This window comes from Ruegeria sp. YTSC002, assembly GCF_059609845.1.
The window spans coordinates 81,704-105,440 of record NZ_JBXWML010000009.1 but is presented as its reverse complement, the minus strand read 5'-3'; the positions used below and the strand labels follow the sequence as shown (position 1 = coordinate 105,440).

At 58.1% G+C, this 23,737-nt stretch carries 24 protein-coding genes; 23 read left to right on the top strand and 1 reads right to left on the bottom strand.

Annotation, left to right across the window (positions count from 1 at the left end; all coding sequences use genetic code 11):
* Positions 1-78: 78 nt before the first annotated feature.
* From AC2FFD_RS16600 to AC2FFD_RS16510, 19 genes are all read left to right on the top strand, one after another.
* The gene (locus tag AC2FFD_RS16600) at positions 79-843 is read left to right on the top strand and encodes a DUF2182 domain-containing protein (protein ID WP_496873619.1); all 765 of its coding nucleotides are present in this window, start codon (positions 79-81) and stop codon (positions 841-843) included.
* Between the two features lie 4 nt (positions 844-847).
* On the top strand, positions 848-1,552 hold the full coding sequence (locus AC2FFD_RS16595) for a DUF1326 domain-containing protein (RefSeq protein ID WP_117869020.1): 705 nt from the start codon (positions 848-850) through the stop codon (positions 1,550-1,552).
* A complete protein-coding gene (locus AC2FFD_RS16590) occupies positions 1,549-2,079 on the top strand; it encodes a DinB family protein (RefSeq protein WP_496873591.1) in 531 nt (176 codons plus the stop codon). The genes AC2FFD_RS16595 and AC2FFD_RS16590 overlap by 4 nt, the downstream gene beginning before the upstream one ends.
* Positions 2,080-3,183, top strand: coding sequence for a dimethylsulfoniopropionate demethylase (locus AC2FFD_RS16585; protein ID WP_496873590.1), 1,104 nt, complete (start codon positions 2,080-2,082; stop codon positions 3,181-3,183).
* Between the two features lie 89 nt (positions 3,184-3,272).
* A complete protein-coding gene (gene acuI / locus AC2FFD_RS16580) occupies positions 3,273-4,268 on the top strand; it encodes an acryloyl-CoA reductase (protein ID WP_496873589.1) in 996 nt (331 codons plus the stop codon).
* A gap of 183 nt (positions 4,269-4,451) precedes the next feature.
* Positions 4,452-5,015 carry a ribosome recycling factor gene (gene frr / locus AC2FFD_RS16575; RefSeq protein ID WP_170344373.1) on the top strand — a complete coding sequence of 188 codons (564 nt, stop codon included), beginning with the start codon at positions 4,452-4,454 and terminating at the stop codon, positions 5,013-5,015.
* Positions 5,016-5,024: 9 nt separating this feature from the next.
* Positions 5,025-5,756, top strand: a complete 732-nt coding sequence (gene uppS / locus AC2FFD_RS16570; RefSeq protein WP_170344372.1) for an undecaprenyl pyrophosphate synthase — start codon at positions 5,025-5,027, stop codon at positions 5,754-5,756.
* Entirely contained in the window at positions 5,753-6,535 is a 783-nt protein-coding gene (locus tag AC2FFD_RS16565) for a phosphatidate cytidylyltransferase (protein ID WP_425078229.1), read from the top strand. The genes uppS and AC2FFD_RS16565 overlap by 4 nt, the downstream gene beginning before the upstream one ends.
* A complete protein-coding gene (dxr, locus tag AC2FFD_RS16560) occupies positions 6,535-7,707 on the top strand; it encodes a 1-deoxy-D-xylulose-5-phosphate reductoisomerase (RefSeq protein WP_496873588.1) in 1,173 nt (390 codons plus the stop codon). The genes AC2FFD_RS16565 and dxr overlap by 1 nt, the downstream gene beginning before the upstream one ends.
* Before the next feature lie 4 nt (positions 7,708-7,711).
* Positions 7,712-9,064 (top strand): RIP metalloprotease RseP, encoded by a 1,353-nt coding sequence (rseP, locus tag AC2FFD_RS16555; RefSeq protein WP_496873587.1) that lies wholly within the window; start codon positions 7,712-7,714, stop codon positions 9,062-9,064.
* Positions 9,065-9,142: 78 nt separating this feature from the next.
* Positions 9,143-9,271: a hypothetical protein gene (locus AC2FFD_RS16550; protein ID WP_256367495.1), complete on the top strand. Its 129-nt coding sequence runs from the start codon at positions 9,143-9,145 to the stop codon at positions 9,269-9,271.
* A 235-nt stretch (positions 9,272-9,506) separates the two neighbouring features.
* Entirely contained in the window at positions 9,507-11,759 is a 2,253-nt protein-coding gene (gene bamA / locus AC2FFD_RS16545) for an outer membrane protein assembly factor BamA (protein WP_496873586.1), read from the top strand.
* A 69-nt stretch (positions 11,760-11,828) separates the two neighbouring features.
* A complete protein-coding gene (locus tag AC2FFD_RS16540) occupies positions 11,829-12,344 on the top strand; it encodes an OmpH/Skp family outer membrane protein (RefSeq protein WP_496873618.1) in 516 nt (171 codons plus the stop codon).
* Between the two features lie 73 nt (positions 12,345-12,417).
* Positions 12,418-12,891, top strand: coding sequence for a 3-hydroxyacyl-ACP dehydratase FabZ (gene fabZ / locus AC2FFD_RS16535; RefSeq protein WP_152457928.1), 474 nt, complete (start codon positions 12,418-12,420; stop codon positions 12,889-12,891).
* Entirely contained in the window at positions 12,888-13,673 is a 786-nt protein-coding gene (lpxA, locus tag AC2FFD_RS16530) for an acyl-ACP--UDP-N-acetylglucosamine O-acyltransferase (RefSeq protein WP_496873585.1), read from the top strand. Before fabZ ends, lpxA begins: the two co-directional genes overlap by 4 nt.
* Before the next feature lie 4 nt (positions 13,674-13,677).
* Positions 13,678-14,472 (top strand): LpxI family protein, encoded by a 795-nt coding sequence (locus tag AC2FFD_RS16525; protein ID WP_496873584.1) that lies wholly within the window; start codon positions 13,678-13,680, stop codon positions 14,470-14,472.
* A complete protein-coding gene (lpxB, locus tag AC2FFD_RS16520; RefSeq protein ID WP_496873583.1) occupies positions 14,472-15,638 on the top strand; it encodes a lipid-A-disaccharide synthase in 1,167 nt (388 codons plus the stop codon). The genes AC2FFD_RS16525 and lpxB overlap by 1 nt, the downstream gene beginning before the upstream one ends.
* Entirely contained in the window at positions 15,631-16,206 is a 576-nt protein-coding gene (locus tag AC2FFD_RS16515; protein WP_152457932.1) for a hypothetical protein, read from the top strand. The genes lpxB and AC2FFD_RS16515 overlap by 8 nt, the downstream gene beginning before the upstream one ends.
* Positions 16,207-16,305: 99 nt before the next feature.
* Positions 16,306-16,851, top strand: coding sequence for a carboxymuconolactone decarboxylase family protein (locus AC2FFD_RS16510; protein ID WP_496873582.1), 546 nt, complete (start codon positions 16,306-16,308; stop codon positions 16,849-16,851).
* Here the strand turns inward: AC2FFD_RS16510 and mnmA are convergent.
* Positions 16,848-17,993, bottom strand: a complete 1,146-nt coding sequence (mnmA, locus tag AC2FFD_RS16505) for a tRNA 2-thiouridine(34) synthase MnmA (RefSeq protein ID WP_170344352.1) — start codon at positions 17,991-17,993, stop codon at positions 16,848-16,850. The genes AC2FFD_RS16510 and mnmA overlap by 4 nt on opposite strands.
* Positions 17,994-18,121: 128 nt before the next feature.
* Between mnmA and sciP the strand changes: the two genes are divergently transcribed.
* From sciP to recG, 4 genes are all read left to right on the top strand, one after another.
* Positions 18,122-18,415, top strand: a complete 294-nt coding sequence (gene sciP, locus AC2FFD_RS16500; RefSeq protein ID WP_170344350.1) for a CtrA inhibitor SciP — start codon at positions 18,122-18,124, stop codon at positions 18,413-18,415.
* A gap of 86 nt (positions 18,416-18,501) precedes the next feature.
* A complete protein-coding gene (gene ctrA, locus AC2FFD_RS16495; protein ID WP_152457936.1) occupies positions 18,502-19,218 on the top strand; it encodes a response regulator transcription factor CtrA in 717 nt (238 codons plus the stop codon).
* A 123-nt stretch (positions 19,219-19,341) separates the two neighbouring features.
* On the top strand, positions 19,342-21,594 hold the full coding sequence (ligA, locus tag AC2FFD_RS16490; RefSeq protein ID WP_496873581.1) for an NAD-dependent DNA ligase LigA: 2,253 nt from the start codon (positions 19,342-19,344) through the stop codon (positions 21,592-21,594).
* Positions 21,591-23,681 (top strand): ATP-dependent DNA helicase RecG, encoded by a 2,091-nt coding sequence (gene recG / locus AC2FFD_RS16485; RefSeq protein ID WP_496873580.1) that lies wholly within the window; start codon positions 21,591-21,593, stop codon positions 23,679-23,681. The genes ligA and recG overlap by 4 nt, the downstream gene beginning before the upstream one ends.
* Positions 23,682-23,737 lie beyond the last annotated feature (56 nt).

Genomic DNA, 23,737 nt, shown 5'->3' with positions numbered 1-23,737 from the left:
ATTTAAAAGTCTGACATTTGAAAAGCAAGGGAGTTGAGTCGGGAGGCCGAAGTGAGTCGTACGTGGCTGCGCAGCGGAATGTGGCTGGGCTTTTATGTTCTGATCCTGTGGGCGTGGTGGGTCATGTTCTCGATGAGCCGGGACATGGACCTCGATCTGATCGGTCGTCCCGGGCCGATGGGGCAGGCGATGGCCGCGATGGATCCGCGCATGGATATGTACATGCCGATGGCCGAGTTCGGTCCGCTGTTTTCAATGTGGGCGATCATGATGGCGGCCATGATGCTGCCGACCCTGATTCCGACCCTGCGCAGTTACGATGACCTGATCCGCAGTGCAAATGGCAGCCGCGCCGGCTGGCTGGGGGTTCTGGCCGGGTATTCCGTCGTCTGGGTCGGGTTTGCGGCTCTGATCGCAGGAATGCAACTGCTTCTGCTGTTTGGTGGCGTTGTCGATATGTTGGGTATTGCCAAATCCGGCTGGGTCGCGGGCGGCTTGATGATTGCCGTGGGCGCCTTTCAGTTTTCCCGCGTCAAAGAGGTTTGCCACGGTGTTTGCCATGCTCCGATGACCTATTTCCTGGGACATTGGAGAACCGGTTTTTCAGGCGGTTTACGTATGGGCCTGGGTCTTGGTGCCTTTTGCGTCGGCTGTTGCTGGGGCTTCATGGCACTTGGCTTTGTCGGCGGTGTCATGAGCCTGTTGTGGATGGGGCTCGCAACCCTGTTCATGGTTTTGGAGAAACTCCCTCAGATCGGGCACGCTGTAACCCGTCCAATGGGATTTGTATTAATTGCGGGCGGTCTTTTTCTGCTCGTGTACCCAATTAGCTACGGAGGATAAGCCTATGGCTAAAAACAGAAAACAAGACGCCGATAGGCTACCTGTCAGCCAGCGCATCGACAGCCGCATGCCCAATCCCAAGCGGCGTGAAATGAGCCCGACGGAATGGGCCATCAAGGGCGAGCTGATCCTGAACTGTTCATGTGACGTGTTCTGCCCCTGCGTGGTGTCACTGGGCGCGCATCCTCCGACGGAAGGTCATTGTCATGCGTGGATGGGTATCATCGTTGATGAGGGCCACTATGAAGGCGAGGATCTGTCGGGTCTGAATGTCGGGTTGCTGGTCGATATTCCGGGCCGGATGGGTGAAGGCCAGTGGAAAGTCGCCGCTTATGTCGACGAGCGCGCAAGCGGCAAGGCTTATAACGGTTTGTTGCAAATCTTCAGCGGTCAGGCGGGCGGCACCACCGGTCTGTTTACCATGCTGGTCAGCGAGATCATTGGCGCGGAACGAGCTCCGGTCCAGATTGAGCGTGACGGAAACAAACGTCGGATCGCGATTGGTCGCAAGATCCAGGGCGAGATCGAGATGCTTGCGGGCAAGGATCCGGAGCATCCGGTGATGGTTTCAAACTCCAAATACTGGATGGGACCTGACATCATCGTGGCGCGTGGCACCAAATCGAAGGTGCGCGACTATGGCCGGGTCTGGGACTTTGGCGGCAAGTCCGCTGAAATCTGCCCCATCGACTGGCACGGGCCAAAATGATGATCACGGGCGCGTATGCGCAGGAAATGGCGCGGTACAATCACTGGCAGAACAAGCAGTTGGCAGAGTTTTTGCAATCTCTGACACCGAAGGAACTGACCCTTGAACGCGGGGCGTTCTTTGGCTCGATCATGGGCACCGTAAACCATTTGTTGTGGGGCGACTGGATGTGGATGTCGCGTTTCGAAAAGCGCGACGGGCCAGATGGCACTATTCACAAGGCCGGCGGGGGTATCCATGAAAGTGTATACCTGTGCCCGGACCTGCAAAGCTGGTTGGCGTTACGCGAAAAGATCGACGCGCGTATCCTGAACTGGGCCGAAGGGTTGGGGGATGATCCCCTGACCGGCTCGTTCACGTGGTATTCCGCCGCGAAAGAGGCTGATGTCACAATGTCTTACGCGTTGTGCGTGATCCATTTCTTCAATCATCAGACCCACCACAGGGGACAAGTGCATAAAATGCTGACCGAAACGGGCTCGGAAGCGCCTGTGAGTGATATCGTCTTTATGCCTCAGGAGGTATGAATGCCACAGATTTCCGCGTCACGCCGCTTGCGGCGCACTCCGTTCTCTGAAGGGGTCGAAGCTGCCGGGGTCAAGGGCTATACGGTCTACAACCGTATGTTGTTGCCGACGGTTTTTGAAAGCGTTGAAGCCGATTACCGGCACCTGAAGAACCATGTGCAGGTCTGGGATGTGTCGTGCGAGCGGCAGGTTGAATTGCGTGGCCCTGATGCTGCGCGCCTGATGCAGATGCTGACCCCGCGTGATCTGCGCGGTATGCTTCCGGGGCAGTGTTTCTATGTGCCTATCGTTGATGAGACAGGCGGCATGTTGAACGACCCGGTCGCGGTGAAGCTGTCTGAAGACCGCTGGTGGATCTCGATTGCAGACAGCGATCTGTTGCTCTGGGTCAAGGGTATCGCCGTTGGCTACCGTCTGGATGTGCTGGTGGACGAACCGGACGTGTCGCCGCTTGCCGTTCAGGGCCCGAAGGCGGACGAGCTGATGGCCCGTGTCTTCGGGGACCGCGTGCGGGACATCCGTTTCTTCAAATTTGATATGTTCGAGTTCGAGGGGCGCGATCTGGCCGTCGCGCGATCCGGTTATTCGAAACAGGGTGGTTTCGAGATATACGTGGAAGGTGGCGATATCGGCATGCCTTTGTGGAACGCCCTGTTTGCCGCCGGCGAAGACCTGCACGTGCGCGCGGGTTGCCCGAACCTGATCGAACGCATTGAGGGCGGTCTGTTGTCCTATGGGAACGACATGACCGATGACAACACCCCGCATGAATGCGGTCTGGGAAAGTTCTGCAACACGCACACCGCGATCGGCTGCATCGGTCGGGACGCTCTGTTGCGTGTCGCCAAGGAAGGGCCGGTGCAGCAAATCCGACCTATCGCCATTGATGGTGATCCGGTGCCGGGTTGCGATCGTCCCTGGGGTATGTTTGCGGACGGAAAGCGTGTGGGGCAGGTGACTTCGGCGGCCTGGTCTCCGGATTTTGAAACCAATGTGGCGATCGGTATGGTGCGCCTGAGCCATTGGGATGCCGGGACGGAACTGGAAGTGGAAACACCGGCCGGGATGCGCCGCGCGACCGTGCAATCGCATTTCTGGAACTAGCAGAGCCAAGGACGCTGCCGCGTCGACCTCGGGATATTTTGAACCAGCTGACGACATGGGCTGGTCGCTGAACACGAAAGGAATGACAGATGTTCAATGCACTTGTGATGGACAAGGATGAAGAGAGCGGAATTGCCACCGGCTCGATCAAACAATTGTCGGTGGATGACCTGCCACATGGTGATGTCACGGTTGCGGTCGAATATTCCACGGTGAACTACAAGGACGGCCTGTGCCTGTCTCCGAAAGGGGGCGGGCTGGTGCGAGCCTATCCACATGTCCCGGGCATTGATTACGCCGGCACGGTCGAAGCCTCATCGGATGACCGCTACAAACCCGGTGACAAGGTTGTTCTGACCGGATGGCGCGTGGGCGAGGCTCACTGGGGCGGCTATTCGCAAAAAGCCAACGCGCGGGCCGATTGGCTGGTGCCGCTGCCCGATGGGCTGACAACGCGTCAGGCAATGGCCGTGGGCACTGCCGGGTTCACTGCGATGCTGGCGGTCATGGCGCTGGAGGATCATGGGCTGACCCCGGATCGTGGACCGGTATTGGTGACCGGGGCCGCGGGCGGTGTCGGGTCGGTGGCCACGGCCATTCTTGGCAATTTGGGCTATGAGGTCGCTGCGGTCACCGGACGGCCCGAAACCGGGGACTATCTGAAATCACTTGGTGCGACGACCATTGTGCCGCGCGACGACCTGAACGAGACCACAAAACGCCCCCTTGAAAGCGAAACCTGGGCGGGCTGCGTTGATGCTGTGGGCGGTGCCATGCTGGCGCGTGTTCTGGGCCAGATGAAATACGGATGCTCCGTTGCCGCGGTTGGTTTGGCAGGGGGCGCTGATTTGCCTGCGACAGTGATTCCGTTCCTGCTGCGCGGCGTGAACCTTTTGGGCATCGACAGCGTGATGCAGCCCTATGACAACAGGGTGCGCGCGTGGAAACGGATCGCCACGGATCTGCCGATGGACAAGCTTGAAGCGATGGTTCAACCGGCCGGTCTGTCCGATCTGCCGCAATTGGGCGCCGACATTCTGAAGGGCCAGGTCAAGGGGCGTGTCGTGGTGGACGTGAACGCCTGAGGCTGACCCATGAACTCGACCTGGCCGGAGGAACTCGGCCAGGTTCCGGAAAAACGATGTTTGTCCGAATTGGTCGCAACACCTCTGGCCATTGATACAATTCCCGATCATGATTGCTATACATCCCAATTGCGATGGCGTAAGACCCATCCAAAGAGTACCTGAAGACGGGGAGTGAGCAGAATGTCTGACGACTTCGAACTGGACACCGATGATCTGCAGCGCCGCATGGATGGCGCAATGGCCAATCTGAAAACCGAATTTGCATCATTGCGAACAGGGCGTGCTTCGGCGTCGATGCTGGAACCTGTCATGGTTGACGCTTACGGCTCGATGACCCCGATCAACCAGGTGGGCACCGTGAACGTGCCCGAACCGCGTATGGTTACTGTAAACGTCTGGGACAAGTCACTGGTCGGTAAGGTGGAAAAGGCCATCCGCGAAAGCGGCCTTGGTATCAATCCGCAATTGAACGGCACCATCATAATGCTGCCGATACCCGAATTGAACGAAGAACGCCGCCGCGAATTGAGCAAGGTCGCGGGTCAATATGCGGAAAGCGCGCGCATTGCGATCCGCAACGTCCGTCGCGATGGCATGGATCAGATCAAGAAGGCCAAAGCGGACGGCATGTCGGAAGATGACCAGAAGCTTTGGGAAAGTGAAGTTCAGGACATGACGGATGAGATGATCAAGGCCGTGGATACTGCGCTTGAAACCAAGCAAGCCGAAATCATGCAGGTCTGAGCCGGACTGATGCCAAAAGACCCGCAAACCGAGCTGGAGTCCGGCCCGCGCCATGTGGCCATCATCATGGATGGCAATGGTCGTTGGGCGCAGGCGCGCGGCCGTCCCCGGCTGTTCGGCCACCATGCCGGTGCGCGGCGCGTGCGCGAGGTTGTCGAGGCCTGCCCGGGATTGGGGATCAAGTACCTGACGGTGTTCGCGTTTTCGACTGAAAACTGGAAGCGGACCCAGGTCGAGGTGGCTGGTCTGATGAACCTGTTCCGCCGCTATATCATCAAGGAAACCCGGACACTTGCGGATAATGGCATCCGGGTTCGGTTCATCGGAGACCGGGTCCGACTGGATTCCAAGTTGATCGAATTGATGGACTCGCTGGAAGAAGAAACCAAAAACAACGATCTGGTTCATTTGACCGTCGCGCTGAATTACGGTGGGCGCGACGAGGTCGCGCGCGCCACCAAGCGTCTGGCGCGGGATGTGGCAGAAGGGCGGCTGAAACCCGAAGAGGTGGATGAAGAAACCCTTCCCAAGTATCTGGATACGCGTGTTCTTCCTGATCCCGACCTTGTGATTCGAACCAGCGGTGAAGCGCGGATTTCAAATTTTCTTCTGTGGCAGTCGGCTTACTCGGAATACGAATTCATCGATACGCTCTGGCCGGACTTCACTGCTGATGAACTGGCCCGTCTGTGCCAGAATTACGGCTCAAGAGATCGGCGGTTCGGAGCGGTTCTGGCATGAGAGACGGCCGATGGTCTGACCTGACAACACGGGTTCTTTCTGCTGCTGTTCTGGTCGTGATCGGATCAATCGAGGTCTGGCTTGGCGGGTGGTGGTTCGAAACCTTCATCGCCGCAGCCTGTGGTCTGATGACGTGGGAATTGGTTCGGATGATCGACCCGCAGGCCCGCGGCGTGGCCGTTCAATTGGGAATTCTGACAAGCGTCACCGTGGTTCTCAGCTATCATCTGCCGCCGATTTATACTTTGCCGGTCATACTCGCGCCAGCGCTTGTGGGTGTGGGGCAGATCAGTCGCTCGAAGGTACTGTTCGGGCTGTTTGTGGTCTGGATCGTCGGGGCCGGGCTGGGTTTCATTTCGATCCGGGAAAGCTTCGGTTTTGGCTGGATGGTTTGGCTGATCGCGGTCGTGGTCGCCACGGATGTCGCGGGCTATTTCGTGGGCAAGGCGGTTGGCGGCCCGAAGTTCTGGCCCAAAGTCAGCCCGAAGAAGACGTGGTCGGGAACCGCCGGCGGGTGGGCCGCCGCGGCATGTGTCGGCGCGGTTTTTGCAAGCATGGCCGGCTTTGGATTCGCTTTTGTCGTTGTTTCCGTTTTGGCCTCAATGGCAAGCCAGGCCGGTGATATTGTCGAAAGCGCGGTCAAACGTAAGTTCGGCGTCAAAGACAGTTCGAACCTGATACCGGGTCATGGCGGCTTTCTGGATCGGTTTGATGGCATGATGGGCGCCGCGCTGTTTGTTCTGATCGCAGGTCTGATCTATTCGCCGGGTGAAATGTAATGCGAAAGGTATCTGTTTTCGGGGCCACCGGGTCGATCGGGCAGAATACGATTGATCTGATTTCGCGCGCACCGTCCGAGTATGACGTCGTGGCTTTGACCGGTGGCGCCAATATTCAAAAACTTGCGGATGATGCGCGTCGGTTGGGTGCCGATATTGCCGTCACCGCTCATGAAGACCGGCTTGATGACCTGCGTTCCGCTTTGGCCGGCAGTGGCGTCGAGTCGGCTGCGGGCCCCGGCGCCATCGTCGAGGCTGCTGCGCGTCCGGCGGATTGGACTATGTCGGCCATTGTCGGCTCGGCCGGGTTGGCACCGGGAATCGAAGCGTTGAAACAGGGAACGACCCTGGCACTGGCCAACAAAGAGACATTGGTCTGCGCCGGGTCATTGGTTCTGGAAACGGCCAAACAGCATGGTGCGCGATTGCTGCCGGTCGACAGCGAACATTCGGCGGTGTTTCAGGCGCTGGTCGGTGAAGACGTTGAAACAGTCGAGCGTGTGATCATCACCGCCAGTGGCGGGGCGTTCCGTGATTGGCCCCTGAGTGAACTGGTAAACGCGACTGTGGAACAGGCCTCCAGCCATCCGAATTGGGATATGGGGCAGCGTATCACGATCGACAGCGCCTCCATGTTCAACAAAGCGTTGGAAGTCATCGAAACAAAAGAGTATTTCGGTGTCGAGCCGGATCAGATCGAAGTGCTGGTGCATCCGGAATCCATAGTACACGCCCTTGTCGGGTATCGTGATGGTGCGATGATGGCCCATATGGGGGCACCCGATATGCGCCACGCAATCGGCTACGCGCTGCATTGGCCCGAAAGACGGGACTTGCCGATACAGCGGCTTGACTTGGCCCAGCTGGGGCAATTGCGTTTCAATGAACCGGATTTGGCGCGGTATCCGGCCCTGAAGCTCGCGCGGGACGTGATGGAGCGTGGCGGCCTTGCAGGCGCTGTTTTCAACGCCGCGAAGGAACGTGCGCTGGATCATTTCATCGCACACCGGATCGGGTTTCTGGATATGGCTGATGCCGTCTCCGCGGTCCTGGACAGGTTTGACGCGTCAGACAGCCTTATTGATGCCCCGATGACCCTTGATAACGTACAGCAAACCGACCATCTGGCACGTAAGTGGGTCGATGACACTGTGGTGGAACGAGCAGGATAGAATTTTGGACGTACTTTCGCTAATCCCCCAATTTGGCAACCTTCTGTGGACGATAGTTGCGTTTGTCATCGCGTTGTCGGTCATCGTCGCGGTGCACGAATACGGACATTACATTGTGGGGCGCTGGTCCGGTATCCATGCCGAGGTCTTCTCGATCGGGTTTGGCCCGGTTCTGTGGAGCCGTATCGACAAGCGGGGAACCAGATGGCAGATCGCGTTGCTGCCGTTTGGGGGCTATGTAAAGTTCCTGGGCGATGCCAATGCCGCATCCGGCAAGGATGAAGAGGCGATGGAAGGCATCGCAACCCAAAGCCCGGAAGAGCTGCGCCGCACCATGCACGGCGCCCCTTTGTGGGCGCGTGCCGCCACGGTCGCGGCCGGGCCTGTTTTCAATTTTGCAATGTCCATTCTGGTTTTCGGCCTGATCTTCTGGTCCCACGGCGTATCGAAAGAGCCGCTGACAGTCGGATCGTTGCAACCTTTGCCCGGCACCGTGCAGGAACTGAGAGAAGGTGACGTGATCACGGCCATCGCCGGTATTCCGACACCTGACTATGATGAAGAGGGGGCCTGGCAGGACTTTATCGAGGCGCTGCCCGTGGAACCGGTTCTGGACTACACGGTGATCCGGGACGGTGAAACCCTGGATGTTCAAGCACCATGGATGTTTCCACCCCTGATCCGCCAAGTGGCCCCACGCAGCGCGGCGATGGATATTCAACTGAAACAAGGCGATGTCATTACGGCGGTGAACGGGGAACCGATCTTTGCCTTCGAGCAGCTGAAGGATTTTGTCGAGGGGTCCGACGGCCGGGTTCTGCTGTTGGACGTCTGGCGGGATGGATCCGAGCTGGAATTCGCATTGGCCCCCCGACGCACGGATGAACCTCAGCCGGAAGGCGGTTTCGTCACCCATTGGCGGATTGGGATCATCGGGGGCATGATGTTGGAGCCGGCAACTGAACCGGCTGGTATTCTGGATTCACTGACCGGCGGTGTCAGGCAGACGGGTCGCATTATCGAAGGGTCGCTGTCGGGCATGTGGCACATGGTGACGGGTGCAATCAGCACCTGCAACATCTCGGGGCCGATCGGAATCGCCGAAACCTCGGGGGCAATGGCCAGCCAGGGGGCGCAGAACTTCATTTTCTTCATCGCGGTTCTGTCGACGGCGGTCGGATTGCTGAACCTGTTTCCGATCCCGGCATTGGATGGCGGGCATCTCGTGTTCTACGCCTATGAAGCCATTGCAGGGAAACCACCCAGTGACGGGGCCTTGCGGGTGCTCATGGGGCTAGGGATCACGATAATCCTCACCCTCATGCTGTTTTCAGTAAGCAACGATCTGTTCTGCTGATTGTGGCGCTCGGTGCAAAATTGAGCCGCATTATCGCCTTAATTGGGCGCTATTCTCTTTGCGTCTGAGGGAAAAGCCATGACCAAAACGCTGAAAAAATCGTATCAGAGCTTTAGCTTCCTGTTCGTGTTGAATTGGGATGTTCTGCTGAGCTTTGCGGTAACGGCTTTGGCTATGGCAGGTGCCGCCTATCTGGCGGCCATGTGATTCTTGCTGAAATCAACGTCGACAAATTGACTGGCAGTCTGCGCGGTTGCTTCGATTTCGCCTTTTGACAAGCTCATTCAATCCCGCTACTCAGCATTAAAGTCTTAAATTCTGGGTAGAGCATAAAATGACTGACAGGCGAGGGGCGGGCACATCCTGCGGGCAGCAAATGCCAACAAACAATATTTTGTGGCAGGCGCTAGCGGTTCTTTTCCTTTTTGTTGCTGCAAGCTTAATGACTTTTCCGCATGCAGCACAGGCGCAAAATTATACGATCAATTCGTTTGATGTTGAGGGCAATCGCCGGATTGAAACCGGTACGATCATCGCCCGAACGGGAATCGAACCTGGCCAGACCGTAACTGCGGGCCAGCTCAATGATGCCTATCAGCGTTTGCTTGACAGTGGTGTATTTGAAACAGTCGAACTGACGCCGCGGGGGTCTACGCTGGTCATCACGGTTCAGGAATATCCGACGATCAACCAGATCAGCATCGAGGGCAACGCCCGTGTCAAGGACGACGTTCTGCTGGACGTCATCGAATCTCAGCCGCGCCGCGTCTTTACCCCGCAGGTGGCCGAGTCTGACGCCGATATGATTGCTGAAGTGTATTCAGCCCAAGGCCGTGTTGCCGCGACCGTGATCCCTCGGATTATCCGCCGCAGCGACAACCGGGTTGATCTGGTTTTTGAAGTGGCCGAAGGCACGACCATCGAGGTGGAACGTGTCAGCTTTGTCGGCAACCGTGCCTTTTCCGACCGACGCTTGCGCCGCGTTCTGGAAACCAAGCAGGCAACGTTTCTGCGGACGTTCTTCCGGAACGACACGTTCATCGGCGATCGTATCGAGTTCGACAAGCAGGTCATCCGGGACTTCTACCTGTCACGAGGCTATGTCGACTTCCGCGTGAACAGCGCCAACGTCGAATTTACCCGTGAACGGGATGCGTTTTTCCTGGTGATGAATGTAACCGAAGGCCAGAAATTCTCGTTCGGTAAGATCACGACCGTCAGTGAGATTCCGGGCGTGGATCCGGCCCCTTATCAGGACGCGTTGAAGATCAAGCCCGGCGTAACCTATACACCGTCTCTGGTTGAAAACTCCATTACACGCCAGGAACGTCTGGGTCTGAAACAAGGCGTGGATTTCCTTCGGGTGGAACCACGTGTCACACGCAATGACCGCGATCTGACTTTGGATATCGAATTTGTCCTGACAAAAGGTCCTCGGATCTTTGTCGAGCGGATCGATATTGAAGGCAACACAACCACCCTTGACAGGGTGATCCGCCGTCAGTTCGACACCGTCGAAGGAGACCCGTTCAATCCCCGCGAAATCCGTCAGGCCGCCGAGCGCATCAATGCCCTGGGTTTCTTCGCTGTCGCGGAAGTCGAACCGCGCGAAGGATCGTCGCCCAGCCAGGTCATTCTGGATGTGGACGTTGAAGAACAACCCACAGGCTCGCTGAGCCTTGGCGGCAGCTACTCGGTTACGGACGGTTTCGGGATTGCGGTCGGTCTGAACGAATCCAACTTCCTGGGTCGTGGCCAGAACCTCGGTGTGTCGATCTCGACCGCGCAGGACTCGGAACAATACACGCTCAGCTTCACCGAGCCTTACCTGCTGGGCCGCAAGCTGCGCTTTGACATTGGTCTGGGGCTGTCGGCCACCAATTCCGGGTTTGCAAGTTACGACACAAGCAGTCTTTTCTTTGCACCACAGCTGACCTATGCGATTGGTGAATTGTCGGCGTTGCGGCTCCGTTATCGCTGGGACCGCAGCGAGATGACGCAGCAGGACAACGAAGTTAACGGTGCGGTGATTGCTTCTGAAATCGCGCAGGGCAAACGGACGTCCAGCTCTTTGGGACTGTCTTACATTTATGACAGCCGTCTCGGCGGTCTGGACCCCAATACCGGCTTTCTGTTCGAGATTGGCGTTGATGCCGCCGGACTTGGTGGGGACAACAAATACTTCAAGACCACGGCGCGTGGTATCGCGCAAACCCGAGTATGGAACGAAGAGGTGGTGCTTCGGGCAACGATGGAGCTGGGCGCTCTGCACTGGCGCGGAAACGATTTCAGCCGCACTGTGGACCGGTTCGTGCTGGGGCCCAATACCTTCCGGGGTTTCGAACCAGCGGGTATCGGACCGCGTGACCTGTCCAACGGTCAGGATGACGCAATCGGGGGCAACTATTACTGGGTTGCTCGGTTCGAAACCGATTTCCCGCTAGGACTGCCCGAGGAACTGGGGCTGCGTGGTGGCCTGTTCTATGATGTCGGCAACCTCTACAACATCGACAACGTCAATACGGCAGGTTCAACTATTGTCGGTGCAAACGGATCGATCCGCCACGTGATCGGCATTTCGGTGCTGTGGGAAACTCCGTTCGGGCCGTTGCAGTTCAACTTTTCGCAGCCTCTCAAGAAAGAATCTTTCGACAAGGAGCAGAACTTTGACTTTACGATCCAGGCCCGGTTCTGATCCGCGATGCTGAACAGATTGCTTGGCAGAACACGGGGCCCGCTTTGGGCCCTGTGTGCATTTTTGACGATGGTCCTGGCGCCTTTGGCAGCTGCTCAGCAGCTTGGTGTGCCTCAAGCCAGTGTGGTCACCCTGTCCAGTGAAGAGCTGTTTGCCAAGTCTGCCTTCGGACAGCGCGTTTTGCGCGAAATCGAAAAGGAAAGCGCGTTACTGGCCGAAGAAAACCAACGGATTGTTGCGGAACTGAGCCGCGAAGAAAAGGAACTCACCGAGCAGCGCGCCATCATGACGGCCGACGAGTTCCGCCCCCTGGCCGAGGCGTTTGATCTCAAGGTTCAGTCCCATCGCGAGGGGCAAAGGGCAAAGCTGGACGTTCTCGCCCGTCGCAGCGAAGAAGCCCAGCAGACCTTTTCCGAGATCGTGCGCCCCGTACTTGTCGATCTGTTGCGCGAAATTGGGGCCAGCGTGATGATCGAGCGATCCAATGTCGTCGTCAGCACGTCCGACATCACCGAAGCCGCGATCCTCCGAATAAACGCCGCGATTGGTGATGGAAGCGATTTGCAAGAGGGGCAGGGCGAATAGGTTCGCTTGCCCTTGCAGTGCTGTATTGCTAACCACGCAAAAAAAGAAACATCCAAAACGGGATATCTGCACCATGAGCACAGAAACCAAAAGCGCAGACATTCAGCTGATCCAGAGGATTCTGCCGCACCGCTATCCGTTTTTGCTTGTCGACAAGGTGGTAGATATTTCGGGCTATCAGTCGGCGCGCGGAATCAAGAATGTCACCATGAACGAACCGCATTTTCAGGGGCATTTCCCCGGTACGCCGATCATGCCGGGTGTCACGATTGTCGAGGCAATGGCGCAGACCGCCGGTGTGATGCTGGGTGTGGGAATGGACGTCATCGACACCGAACTGTTGATTTACTTCATGAGCATCGACAAGTGCAAATTCCGCCGCAAGGTCGTGCCCGGTGATGTGCTGGAAATGCATGTGGAAACCGTGCGTGGGAAAAAAGGCGGAAAGCTGTTCAAATTCAGCGGCCGCGCAACTGTCGAAGGCGAAGTCGCCGCCGAGGCGGAATTCTCGGCCTATGTCGACTGGGATATGGAAAAAACAACATGAACGGAGTCCATCCCAGCGCAATTATTGAAGATGGCGCGCAGATTGGACAGGATTGTATCATCGGTCCCTTCTGCCACGTGGGCCCACAGGTGAAACTGGGCGATCGGGTCGAGTTGAAATCGCATGTGGTCGTGACGGGCGACACCTCGATCGGCGACGATACCGTCGTGTTCCATTTCTCGGTGATTGGTGAGATCCCTCAGGATCTGAAATTCAGCGGCGAAAACACCCGGCTTGAGATTGGCAAACGCAACCGCATTCGCGAGCATGTGACAATCAATACCGGTACCGACGGCGGCGGAGGGGTCACGCGGATCGGTGATGATTGCCTGTTGATGGCGGGTGTTCACGTGGCCCATGACGTTCAGATCGGCAACAGAGTGATCATGGTCAACCATGCCGGCGCCGCCGGGCATTGTATCGTCGAAGACGACGTGATCGTCGGTGGCATTTCGGGGTTGCATCAATGGGTGCGCGTTGGACGCGGGGCCATTATTGGCGCGCTGACCATGGTGCCGAAAGATGTTATTCCTTACGGCCTGGTACAGGCGTCGAGGGGTGAGCTGGATGGCTTGAACCTCGTCGGTCTCAAGCGCAAGGGAGTATCGCGTGAAGATATCTCGGCGCTGCGTGCGGCCTTCAAGGAATTGTCCGACGGCGAAGGCACCTTTATGGATCGCGCCAGCCGGATCGGTGAAGGCAACGAAAGCGACTATGTGCAGCAGATCGTGGATTTCGTCACCGGTCACAGTGACCGATCCTTCCTGACCCCGAGGAAATAGGGTCATGCTTGCGTTGATTGCGGGAACCGGGGCGCTGCCAACCGAAGTTGTTGCGCAGTTGGCAGAACGCCCTTTGATCTGCGCGATGGAGGGGTTTCTGCCGGACACCCTGAGCGCAGATGTCGTGTTTCCTCTGGAACAGCTGGGCAGTTTCATCGCTGACCTGAAGGCTCGGGGCGTGACCGATATCTGTCTGGCCGGCGCTGTTCGGCGCCCGCCAATCGACCCCTCGCGCATCGACGCCGCGACGCTGCCATTGGTTCCGATCATCCAAAAGGCCATCCTGTCCGGGGATGACGGAGCTTTGCGCGCGGTGATCGGAATTCTTGAAGGGGCCGGCCTCAGCCTCAGGGCCGCGCATGAGATCGCGCCCGGTTTGTTGCCGCCTGTGGGATGTCTGACCGAGGCTCAGCCCTCGGACGCTGACATGGCCGACGCTGACCGCGCCGCCGGGATTCTTCGGGCAATGGGGGCGGCGGATACGGGGCAGGCCTGTGCCGTGTCCAAAGGGCAGGCGCTGGCCATCGAGGGGGTGTTCGGTACTGCGTGGATGCTGCAATCCCTGACCCAACGCCCCGACGCTGGCGGGGGCATTCTGTTCAAAGGCCCCAAACCCGATCAGGATCGGCGCGCAGATTTGCCCGCCATCGGGCCGGAAACCGTTGCCGACGCGGTTGCGGCAGGTTTGTCCGGGATCGTTTTGGAAAAAGGCGGTGTACTGGTTCTGGAAAAAGAGCGTGTCATCGCTGAATGCAACCGTCTGGGTCTGTTTCTCTATATTCGCGAGCGGGCGGTCTGATGCGTGTCTTTCTGGTCGCCGGTGAACCTTCGGGCGACCGGTTGGGCGGCGCGCTGATGGAGGGGTTGAAAACCCTGGTGCCTGAGGTTGAATTCGACGGTGTGGGAGGCCAGCTGATGCAAGCGCAGGGCCTGCGCAGCCGGTTCCCGATGTCCGAACTCTCGGTCATGGGGCTTGTCGAAGTGCTGCCGAAGTTTTTTCACCTGAAACGGCGGATATCCGAGACGGCACAGGCGGTGCTGGACACGAAACCGGATGTTCTAATCACCATAGACAGCCCGGATTTCAGCTTGCGCGTCGCCAAAATCGTAAAAGCCAACAGCAACATCCGAACCGTGCATTATGTTGCCCCCAGCGTCTGGGCCTGGCGCCCCGGGCGTGCAGATAAGATGGCAAAGGTCATCGACCATGTGCTGGCGCTTCTTCCTTTTGAACCTGCGTACATGGAGCGGGCAGGGATGGAATGCGACTTTGTCGGCCATCCTGTGGTAGGCGAACCGATTGCCACGCCTGACGAGATTGCCGCCTTTCGCCACCGCTTTGATCTGGGCAATGCGCCGATCCTGCTGGCCTTGCCCGGGTCTCGGCGGGGTGAGATCGAACGTCTGGCAGAGTCTTTCGGCGGCGCGTTGCGGTTGTTTTTCGATGACCACCCGAATTACCGCGTGGTGATCCCGACCGTAGGTGCGACAACCGATCTGATAAATGACCTGGTACCAGAATGGCCAGGCACCCCCGTGGTGCTGGACCCCCGCAAGGTGGGTGCAGAGCAAGCCATGGCCGACAAACGAGCAGCCTTTGGCGCCGCAGATCTTGCCCTTGCTGCTTCGGGAACGGTTTCGCTGGAACTTGCGGCGCAGAATACGCCGATGGTAATTGCATACAAACTCAACTGGCTAACGCAGAAAATGGCGGAACGGATGGTCAAGCTGGACACCGTTACACTGGTCAATCTGGTTTCGGAAACACGCGCCGTGCCGGAATGCCTGCTGGATGATTGTCAGCCTCAAAAAATCGCCGAAGCCTTGCGAAAGGTAGCCGACGCACCCGATGCGCAACAGCATGCCATGAACCTGACCATGGACAGGTTGGGGCGTGGGGGCGAAGCACCCGGCTTGCGCGCGGCGCGGGCGGTTTTGAACAGAATGCAGCCAAGCAATGCTTGATCACGCGCTGTTTGCAGTCTCTGCGGGGATCGCGATGATCTCTACCAATCTGGACAATCTGGCTGTCTTGTTGGGCTTGATTCTGGTGATGGAACAGCGCCGTGCGATCGTGGGCTTTGCCGTCGCTCAGACGATCGTACTTTCCCTGGCCATGACCGTGGCCGTGGGCCTGAACCAGAGCGGCCTTCCGTTTTGGATCGGCTATCTTGGCCTTGTCCCGCTGGTGTTTGGCTTGCGCGGAATCTGGCATCAGTTTCGTGAGGCGGACACCGAAGGTGCGGAGTCAAAAGGGGCGGTGACTTCGGTGGTGACGCTTTTCCTGAGCCTCTCGATAGACAGTTTTGCGGTAATGACCCCTCTGCTTGCCGACTCGGCGCCGTCCTATCGGGTTGTTGCGTTGATCGGTGCGGCCAGCGCAGCCGCCTTGCTGGTTGTTGTTGCGGCATGGGGGGCGCCCCACGCCAAAAGCCTTGGCCCACGCGTTGCCCGGCTAGATCGGATTGCGCCATACATCATGGTCTGCGTCGGGCTCTATATTCTCTTCAACTCTCCCACCGATATGTTGTGACCCGGCAAAGAGAGCGCTTCGTCTCGCATATGTGACCTGCAAGGTCTGTTGCTGGGGCGCAGGTCCAAAGTATCGTGACCCAGAAAAGGAGCTTTCGACATGACCCGCATTCCCCCTTTGTCGGATCAGGACATGACCGCCGACGCGCGCGCATCCCACGCAGCATTGGGCGCGTATGGTCCGTTTGACAACTGGGCCCGCGTTGCGGCGTATTGCCCTCCGGTTCTGAACCATGTCATGGGAATGCTGACAACCTTGCGAGAGCAGGAGAACCTGCCGCGCCGTGCGTTGGAGCTGGCTATGGTGACGGTTTCGAAACTGAATGCCTGCGATTATTGCGTCTCGCATCACACACCGCTGCTGACGGTGGCGGGTCTCAGCCCCGAAGGTGCGGCGCGTCTGCCAGACGTCGAGGATCATCTGGAACTGGATGCCTGTGACAAGGCGGTTGTCCGCTATGCCAAAGCCGTGACGATCCGGTCGGGCCGTATGCGGGATGCCGAAGTGGCGGAGCTGAGGGAATGGTTCACGGATGCTCAGATCGTCGAACTGACCTGGCGCATCGCCTTGTGCGGTGCGTTCAATCGGTTCAACGATGCATTGCAGATTCAGATCGAACCCGAGGTCAAACCGGTTTCAGCTTAATACCCGCGCCAGATCCAGCCGCCGCCGAATACGCGGCTGCCCTCGTTCGCGTAAAACACACAGGCCTGCCCTGGCGAGATACCTTCCTCGGGGGTCAGCAGTTCGACCTCGGCCGTGGTGTCCGACAGCGGCCGAATGATCGCCTCGCGCGGCGGGCGGGTCGAGCGGACCTTGACGGACAGGTGCCATTCATCGCGTGACGTGAAGGGTTCATCGCCCAGCCAGTTGATCTCGCGCACCGGAACGACGCGCGTTGCCAGCATTTCTTTCGGGCCGACAACGACCTGCTTTTTGTCGACGTCCAGTTTGACGACGTAAAGCGGCTCGCTGAGGCCGCCGATGCCAAGACCGCGACGCTGCCCGATCGTATAGTGGATTACACCGTTGTGCTGCGCCAGAACGCGGCCATCGGCGTGAACGATCTCGCCGGGTTCCGCAGCTCCGGGGCGCAGTTTTTCGATGACGCTGGCATAGTTGCCGTCAGGTACGAAGCAGATATCCTGACTGTCGGGCTTGTCCGCCACGGACAGCCCATACTGCGCCGCCATCTCACGGGTTGCGTCTTTTGACGGCAGGTGGCCCAGCGGGAAACGCAGGAAGTTCAGTTGCTCGGGTGTGGTCGAGAACAGGAAATAGGACTGATCGCGATTGGCGTCTTCGGCGCTGTGCAGTTCCGGACCGTTGGCGCCCATCTTGCGCTGAATGTAGTGGCCGGTAGCCATGCAGTCTGCCTCGAGATCCTTGGCGGTTTCCAGAAGATCCTTGAATTTCACGCGCTCGTTGCAGCGGATGCAGGGAACCGGCGTTGCGCCTGCCAGATAGCTGTCTGCGAACTCGTCGATCACGGCATCCTTGAAGATGTTCTCGTAATCCAGAACGTAATGTGGAAATCCACGCTCTTCCGCCACGCGGCGCGCATCATGAATATCGATTCCAGCGCAACAGGCACCTTTCTTGGCCAACGCCGCGCCGTGGTCATAAAGCTGCAACGTCACACCGACCACATCATAGCCCTGATCGGCCAGATAGGCCGCGACAACGGAACTGTCGACGCCTCCCGACATCGCCACAACGACCCGCGTTTCCGAGGGCGGTTTGGCAAAGCCAAGCGAGTTCAGCGGGGTCTCGGTATCGAGGGCCATTGCAGATTCCAGTCCGGGTTAAGAAAGACCGGCAGAATATAAGAAAATTCTACACACTCTCAAGGGGCGGTTTCACGCGACTTTAAGTAGGCTGAGGTCAGCTTTGGTGCAGCAAGAAGGGTAAAGCGATGTATTTGCACAAAGTTGAAGGGCCAAGGTCTGTTGCTCTGCCGGATGGATCCATTTTGACGCATGCGGATTTACCGCCGGCGAACACAAGGCGATGGGTGGCGTCACGCAAAATTCTTGTCGTGCGCGGCGTGCTTTACGGGCTGATCAGCCTGTCTGACGCAAAAAAGAAATACGGCCTGAGCGACGAAGAATTCAACGGTTGGGTTTCCTTGGTCGCGGAACACGGCGTCGAGGCGTTGAAAGCGACGGCGCTAAAAAAGTATCGACAACCTAAAGGAGAGCGTGAATAAATGATTCAACGGTAACGTCAGATTAACCATTCTTGATCAGGTTTAATTTCAATTGGAATTATTGACCCGAATTGGAGCAGTGAAAAATGCGCATACTTCTAGTCGAGGATGATCCGACCACGTCCAAAAGCATCGAATTGATGCTGACGCATGCGAACCTGAACGTCTATGCGACGGATCTTGGCGAAGAAGGAATCGATCTGGCGAAACTCTATGATTACGACCTGATCTTGCTGGATCTGAACCTGCCGGACATGAACGGGCATGAGGTTCTGCGCCAGTTGCGGATCGCAAGGGTGGAAACGCCGATTCTGATTCTGTCCGGCGCTGATGATACTGAAAGCAAGATCAAAGGCTTTGGATTTGGTGCGGATGATTATCTGACCAAGCCCTTCCATCGCGAAGAACTGGTGGCGCGCATCCATGCCATTATCCGCCGTTCCAAAGGGCATTCGCAGTCGATCATTCATACAGGGCGTATTGCGGTGAACCTTGATGCAAAAACCGTGGAAGTGGATGGCAAGACCGTTCATTTGACCGGCAAGGAATACCAGATGCTCGAGCTGCTCAGCCTGCGCAAGGGGACGACTCTGACCAAGGAAATGTTTCTGAATCACCTCTATGGCGGCATGGATGAACCCGAGCTGAAAATTATCGATGTGTTCATCTGCAAACTGCGCAAAAAGCTCAGCAATGCGACCGGCGGTGAGAACTATATCGAAACCGTCTGGGGCCGTGGCTATGTGCTGCGAGATCCGCAAAGCAACACGCTGGACGAAACACGGATGGCAGTCGGTCTCTGATTTGAAACACCAGTGCCGCCGGTGGTCCAGGGCGGCACATTGCACTCACGGCTCAGCACGTCTGGACCTGGCCATGGCCTCGCCCTATCACTGAGGTCCAAGTACGCGTGACAGGGCGAGGCCATGAGTAAACCGATTTCCATATCCGAGCTGACAGAAGATGAGGCACGTGCCGAACTTGCACGTCTGGCCGAACTATTGTCGAAAGCGAACACGCTGTATCACACGGCTGACGCGCCTGACATGTCGGATGCCGACTATGATGCTCTCAAACGCAGCAATGCCGAGATAGAAGCGCGCTTCCCTCATCTCAAACGTCCCGACAGCCCGACGGATCAAGTGGGTGCAAAGCCTGCTGATGGTTTTTCGAAAGTCACGCACGCCGTGCGCATGATGTCGCTGGGCAACGCTTTCGATGATGAGGACGTGGCAGATTTCGACAGATCGATCCGGAAATACCTGGGCCTTGGCTCTGGGGAAAGCCTTGCCTACACGGCCGAACCCAAGATTGATGGCCTGTCCCTGTCATTGCGGTATGAAAACGGACAGCTTGTTCAGGCTGCGACGCGTGGAGATGGTGAAGTCGGTGAAAATGTAACGGCCAATGCCCGCACGGTATCCGATATCCCGCAACACCTGCAAAACGCGCCCGAGGTTTTGGAAGTCAGGGGTGAGGTTTACATGTCTCATGCGGATTTCGAGGCGTTGAACGCGCGGCAGGCCGAGCGAGGCGGCAAACCCTTTGCCAATCCAAGAAACGCGGCGGCGGGGTCTTTGCGGCAACTGGATCCGGAAATCACGCGCTCGCGCCCACTGCGTTTCTTTGCTTACGCCTGGGGAGAGGTTTCGGAACCATTGTCCGACTCGCAGATGGGGGCGATCGAGCGGCTTAAATCACTTGGTTTTTCGACGAATCCGCTGACCCGTCTGTGCGCAACGACGCACGAGATGTTGGAGCATTACCGGGATATCGAAGCGCAACGTTCCACCTTGGGCTATGACATCGACGGGGTTGTCTACAAGGTGAATGATCTGTCGCTTCAGGCGCGTTTGGGGTTTCGCTCAACCACACCGCGATGGGCGATCGCACACAAGTTTCCGGCCGAACTGGCCTGGACGAGGCTGGAGGCGATCGACATTCAGGTCGGTCGCACAGGCGCGCTTAGCCCGGTTGCCCGGTTGCATCCAGTGACTGTGGGTGGTGTCGTCGTGTCCAACGCTACATTGCACAACGAAGACTATATCGCGGGACGTGATGCCAAGGGCGGCACGATCCGCGATGGCAAGGATATACGTGTCGGTGACTGGGTTCAGGTATACCGCGCCGGGGATGTGATTCCGAAACTGTCAGATGTTGATCTGTCCAAACGCCCGCCTGGGTCGCAGCCATTTGTCTTTCCGACACGGTGTCCGGAATGTCAAAGCGAGGCGATCCGCGAAGAAGGCGATGCGGTCCGCCGCTGCACCGGTGGCTTGATTTGCCCCGCGCAGGCCGTTGAAAAACTGAAACATTTCGTCTCGCGCAAAGCGTTTGACATTGAAGGCCTTGGCGCGAAACAGATCGAGATGTTCTATGATGATCCGATCCTTCCGATAAAGACTCCGGCGGATATCTTTACATTGGAACAGCGTGACAGGGCCAATCTGGCTCGGCTGAAAAACCGGGATGGGTGGGGGGAAACCTCGGCCAGAAATCTGTTTGCCGCGATCGACGAAAAGCGGACCATTCCGTTTGCGCGCCTGTTGTTTGCTTTGGGTATTCGACATGTAGGTGAAGTCGGAGCACGCGATCTGGCGCTGTATTACCGCGATTGGGAGACCCTGACACAAGCCCTGGACACCGCGCGCCCGGCAGCTCTGGCGCAGCGGAAAGCGGATGCGGCGGAAGATGCCGAACGGGCGGCCGCGCTGGCAGAAGGTCGTCGGGCGCGTGTCAAGGAAGCGCGGGATGCTGCCATCGCTGCGGCGTGTGTTCCGCCGGATGCCAATGCCGCCTGGTCGGAATTGATCGGAATTGACGGGATCGGCGCAACGCTGGGTCTGTCTCTCTCCGATGCGTTTTCGAACGTGGAAGAGAGGCGCGCGTTCGACACGTTGCGCAAGGAATTGAAAATAATCGCACCTGATGCACCGGCATCAGACAGCCCGGTGGCTGGCAAGACGGTTGTGTTCACCGGGACGTTGGAAAAGATGACCCGCGCCGAGGCCAAGGCCCGGGCCGAGGCGTTGGGTGCGAAGGTTTCCGGTTCCGTCAGCAAGAAAACCGATATTCTGGTCGCCGGGCCCGGTGCAGGTTCGAAAGCCAGGAAAGCGGCAGAGCTGGGTATCGAAACCCTGGATGAGGATGGCTGGTTGCAGCTGATCGAAGGCGCATGAGCGGGAGGCCGGAACAGCTGTTCCCGCTGTTTGCGGGGCTGGAAACACTCGAGGGCGTTGGCCCCAAAACCGCGCAAGTCCTGGAACAGGCCGGCGTTGAGAGCCCACGCGACGTTCTGTTCGGCTTGCCCTATGCCGTCGTCGACCGACGTCGGCGAGAGACCATTCAGGGCGTCGATCTGCCCGCCACGTTGACCGTCGAAGTAACGGTCGGCCCACACAGGCCGCCGCGCAACAAGGGGGGCGCTTACCGCGTACATGTCGAAGACAGTCAGGCCGATTTTCAGCTGGTGTTCTTTCACGCGCGCGGGGATTATCTGAAGAAAGTGCTGCCTCAGGGCGCGCGCCGTTTGATCTCGGGCAAACTGGAGCTGTTCGACGGCATGGCTCAGATGGTGCATCCGGATCATATGTTGCCGGTCGAGCAAGCCGGTGAGATTCCGGAATTTGAACCGGTATACCATCTGACACATGGGTTGACCCAGAAAACGGCGTTCAAGGTCAGCCGCAGCGCGTTGGCGCGTGCGCCTGAGCTGGCGGAATGGATCGACCCTGCGCAGATGGCACAGCAAAACTGGCCGGATTGGATTTCGGCAATTCGAGCCGGTCACAATCCTCAAGGGGCTGATGATGTCTCAGCGTTTGCGCCCGCGCGTCAGCGTCTGGCCTATGACGAGCTGTTCGCGCATCAGATGACGTTGGCTCTGGCGCGTCAGCGAGAGCGGAAATCCCGTGGTGTCGTCAGCGTAGGGACAGGCGCGTTGCAATCCAGGGTGTTGGCCAGTCTTCCTTATCGTCCGACCAGCGCGCAAAGCCGCGCGATCGAGGAAATCGCGGCCGATATGGCATCGGACGCCCGCATGAACCGATTGTTGCAGGGTGACGTGGGGGCCGGCAAGACATTGGTGGCCTTCATGGCCCTTCTGATCGCGGTCGAGGCAGGCGGACAGGGCGTGATGATGGCCCCGACCGAGATCCTTGCTCGCCAACATCTGGAAGGGTTGCGCCCGCTGGCGGAAGAGGCCGGAGTGGTGCTGGAACTGCTCACCGGGCGTGACAAGGGCGCAGAGCGGCGCGCCAAGCTTGAGGCTTTGAAAAATGGCAATATCCAAATTCTGGTCGGCACCCATGCCGTGTTTCAGAGTGATGTTGAATTCAAAGCGCTGCGCTTGGCCATAGTTGATGAACAGCATCGGTTTGGCGTGCGTCAGAGGATGGAGCTGTCGGAAAAAGGGCAGGGCGCGGATGTATTGGTGATGACCGCCACACCTATTCCACGCAGTCTGGCGCTGGCGCAATATGGCGACATGGATGTGTCGGTGCTGGACGAAAAGCCGCCGGGGCGCAAACCGATCAAGACGGCGATAGTCAGCACGCAGCGCATGGACGAGGTCGTATCCCACCTGCGTCGCGCGATCGATGAGGGGCGGCAGTGCTATTGGGTCTGCCCCTTGGTCGATGAATCAGAGGTTTCGGACCTGACGGCCGCTGAAGAACGATTCAAACGCTTGCGTGCCATATTGGGCGAAGGTGTGGTCGGGCTGGTTCATGGGCAGATGCCGCCGGCCGAAAAAGACGCGGCAATGTCTGCATTCCAGAATGGGGCCACCAAGGTTCTTGTGGCCACGACCGTCATTGAAGTGGGGGTCAACGTGCCCAATGCCACGATCATGGTCATCGAACGGGCCGAAATCTTTGGTCTGGCCCAACTGCATCAATTGCGCGGTCGCGTGGGCCGTGGTGATGCGGAATCGACGTGTTTGTTGATGTATCAACCACCGCTCAGCGAGGGGGGACGTAAGCGGTTGGAGGTTCTGCGCGAAACCGAAGACGGGTTCCGTATCTCGGAAACCGATCTGGAAATGCGTGGTGCCGGAGATCTGATCGGAACCGCTCAGTCCGGTCTGCCGAAGTTCCGGATTGCGGATCTGGAGCGTCAGGCCGGCTTGATGGCCGTGGCCCAATCCGATGCCCGGGCATTGCTGAATGCGGATCCCAAGCTGACCTCGGACCGGGGCCGCGCGGCGCGCGTAGTTTTGTGGCTGATGAAACAGGATCAGGCGATCCGTTTGATTTCAGTAGGTTAGGCAGGAAGTTCCAAAAAGTTCACAAATGTTCTCAAAAAGTTCTTTACCGACTCGGG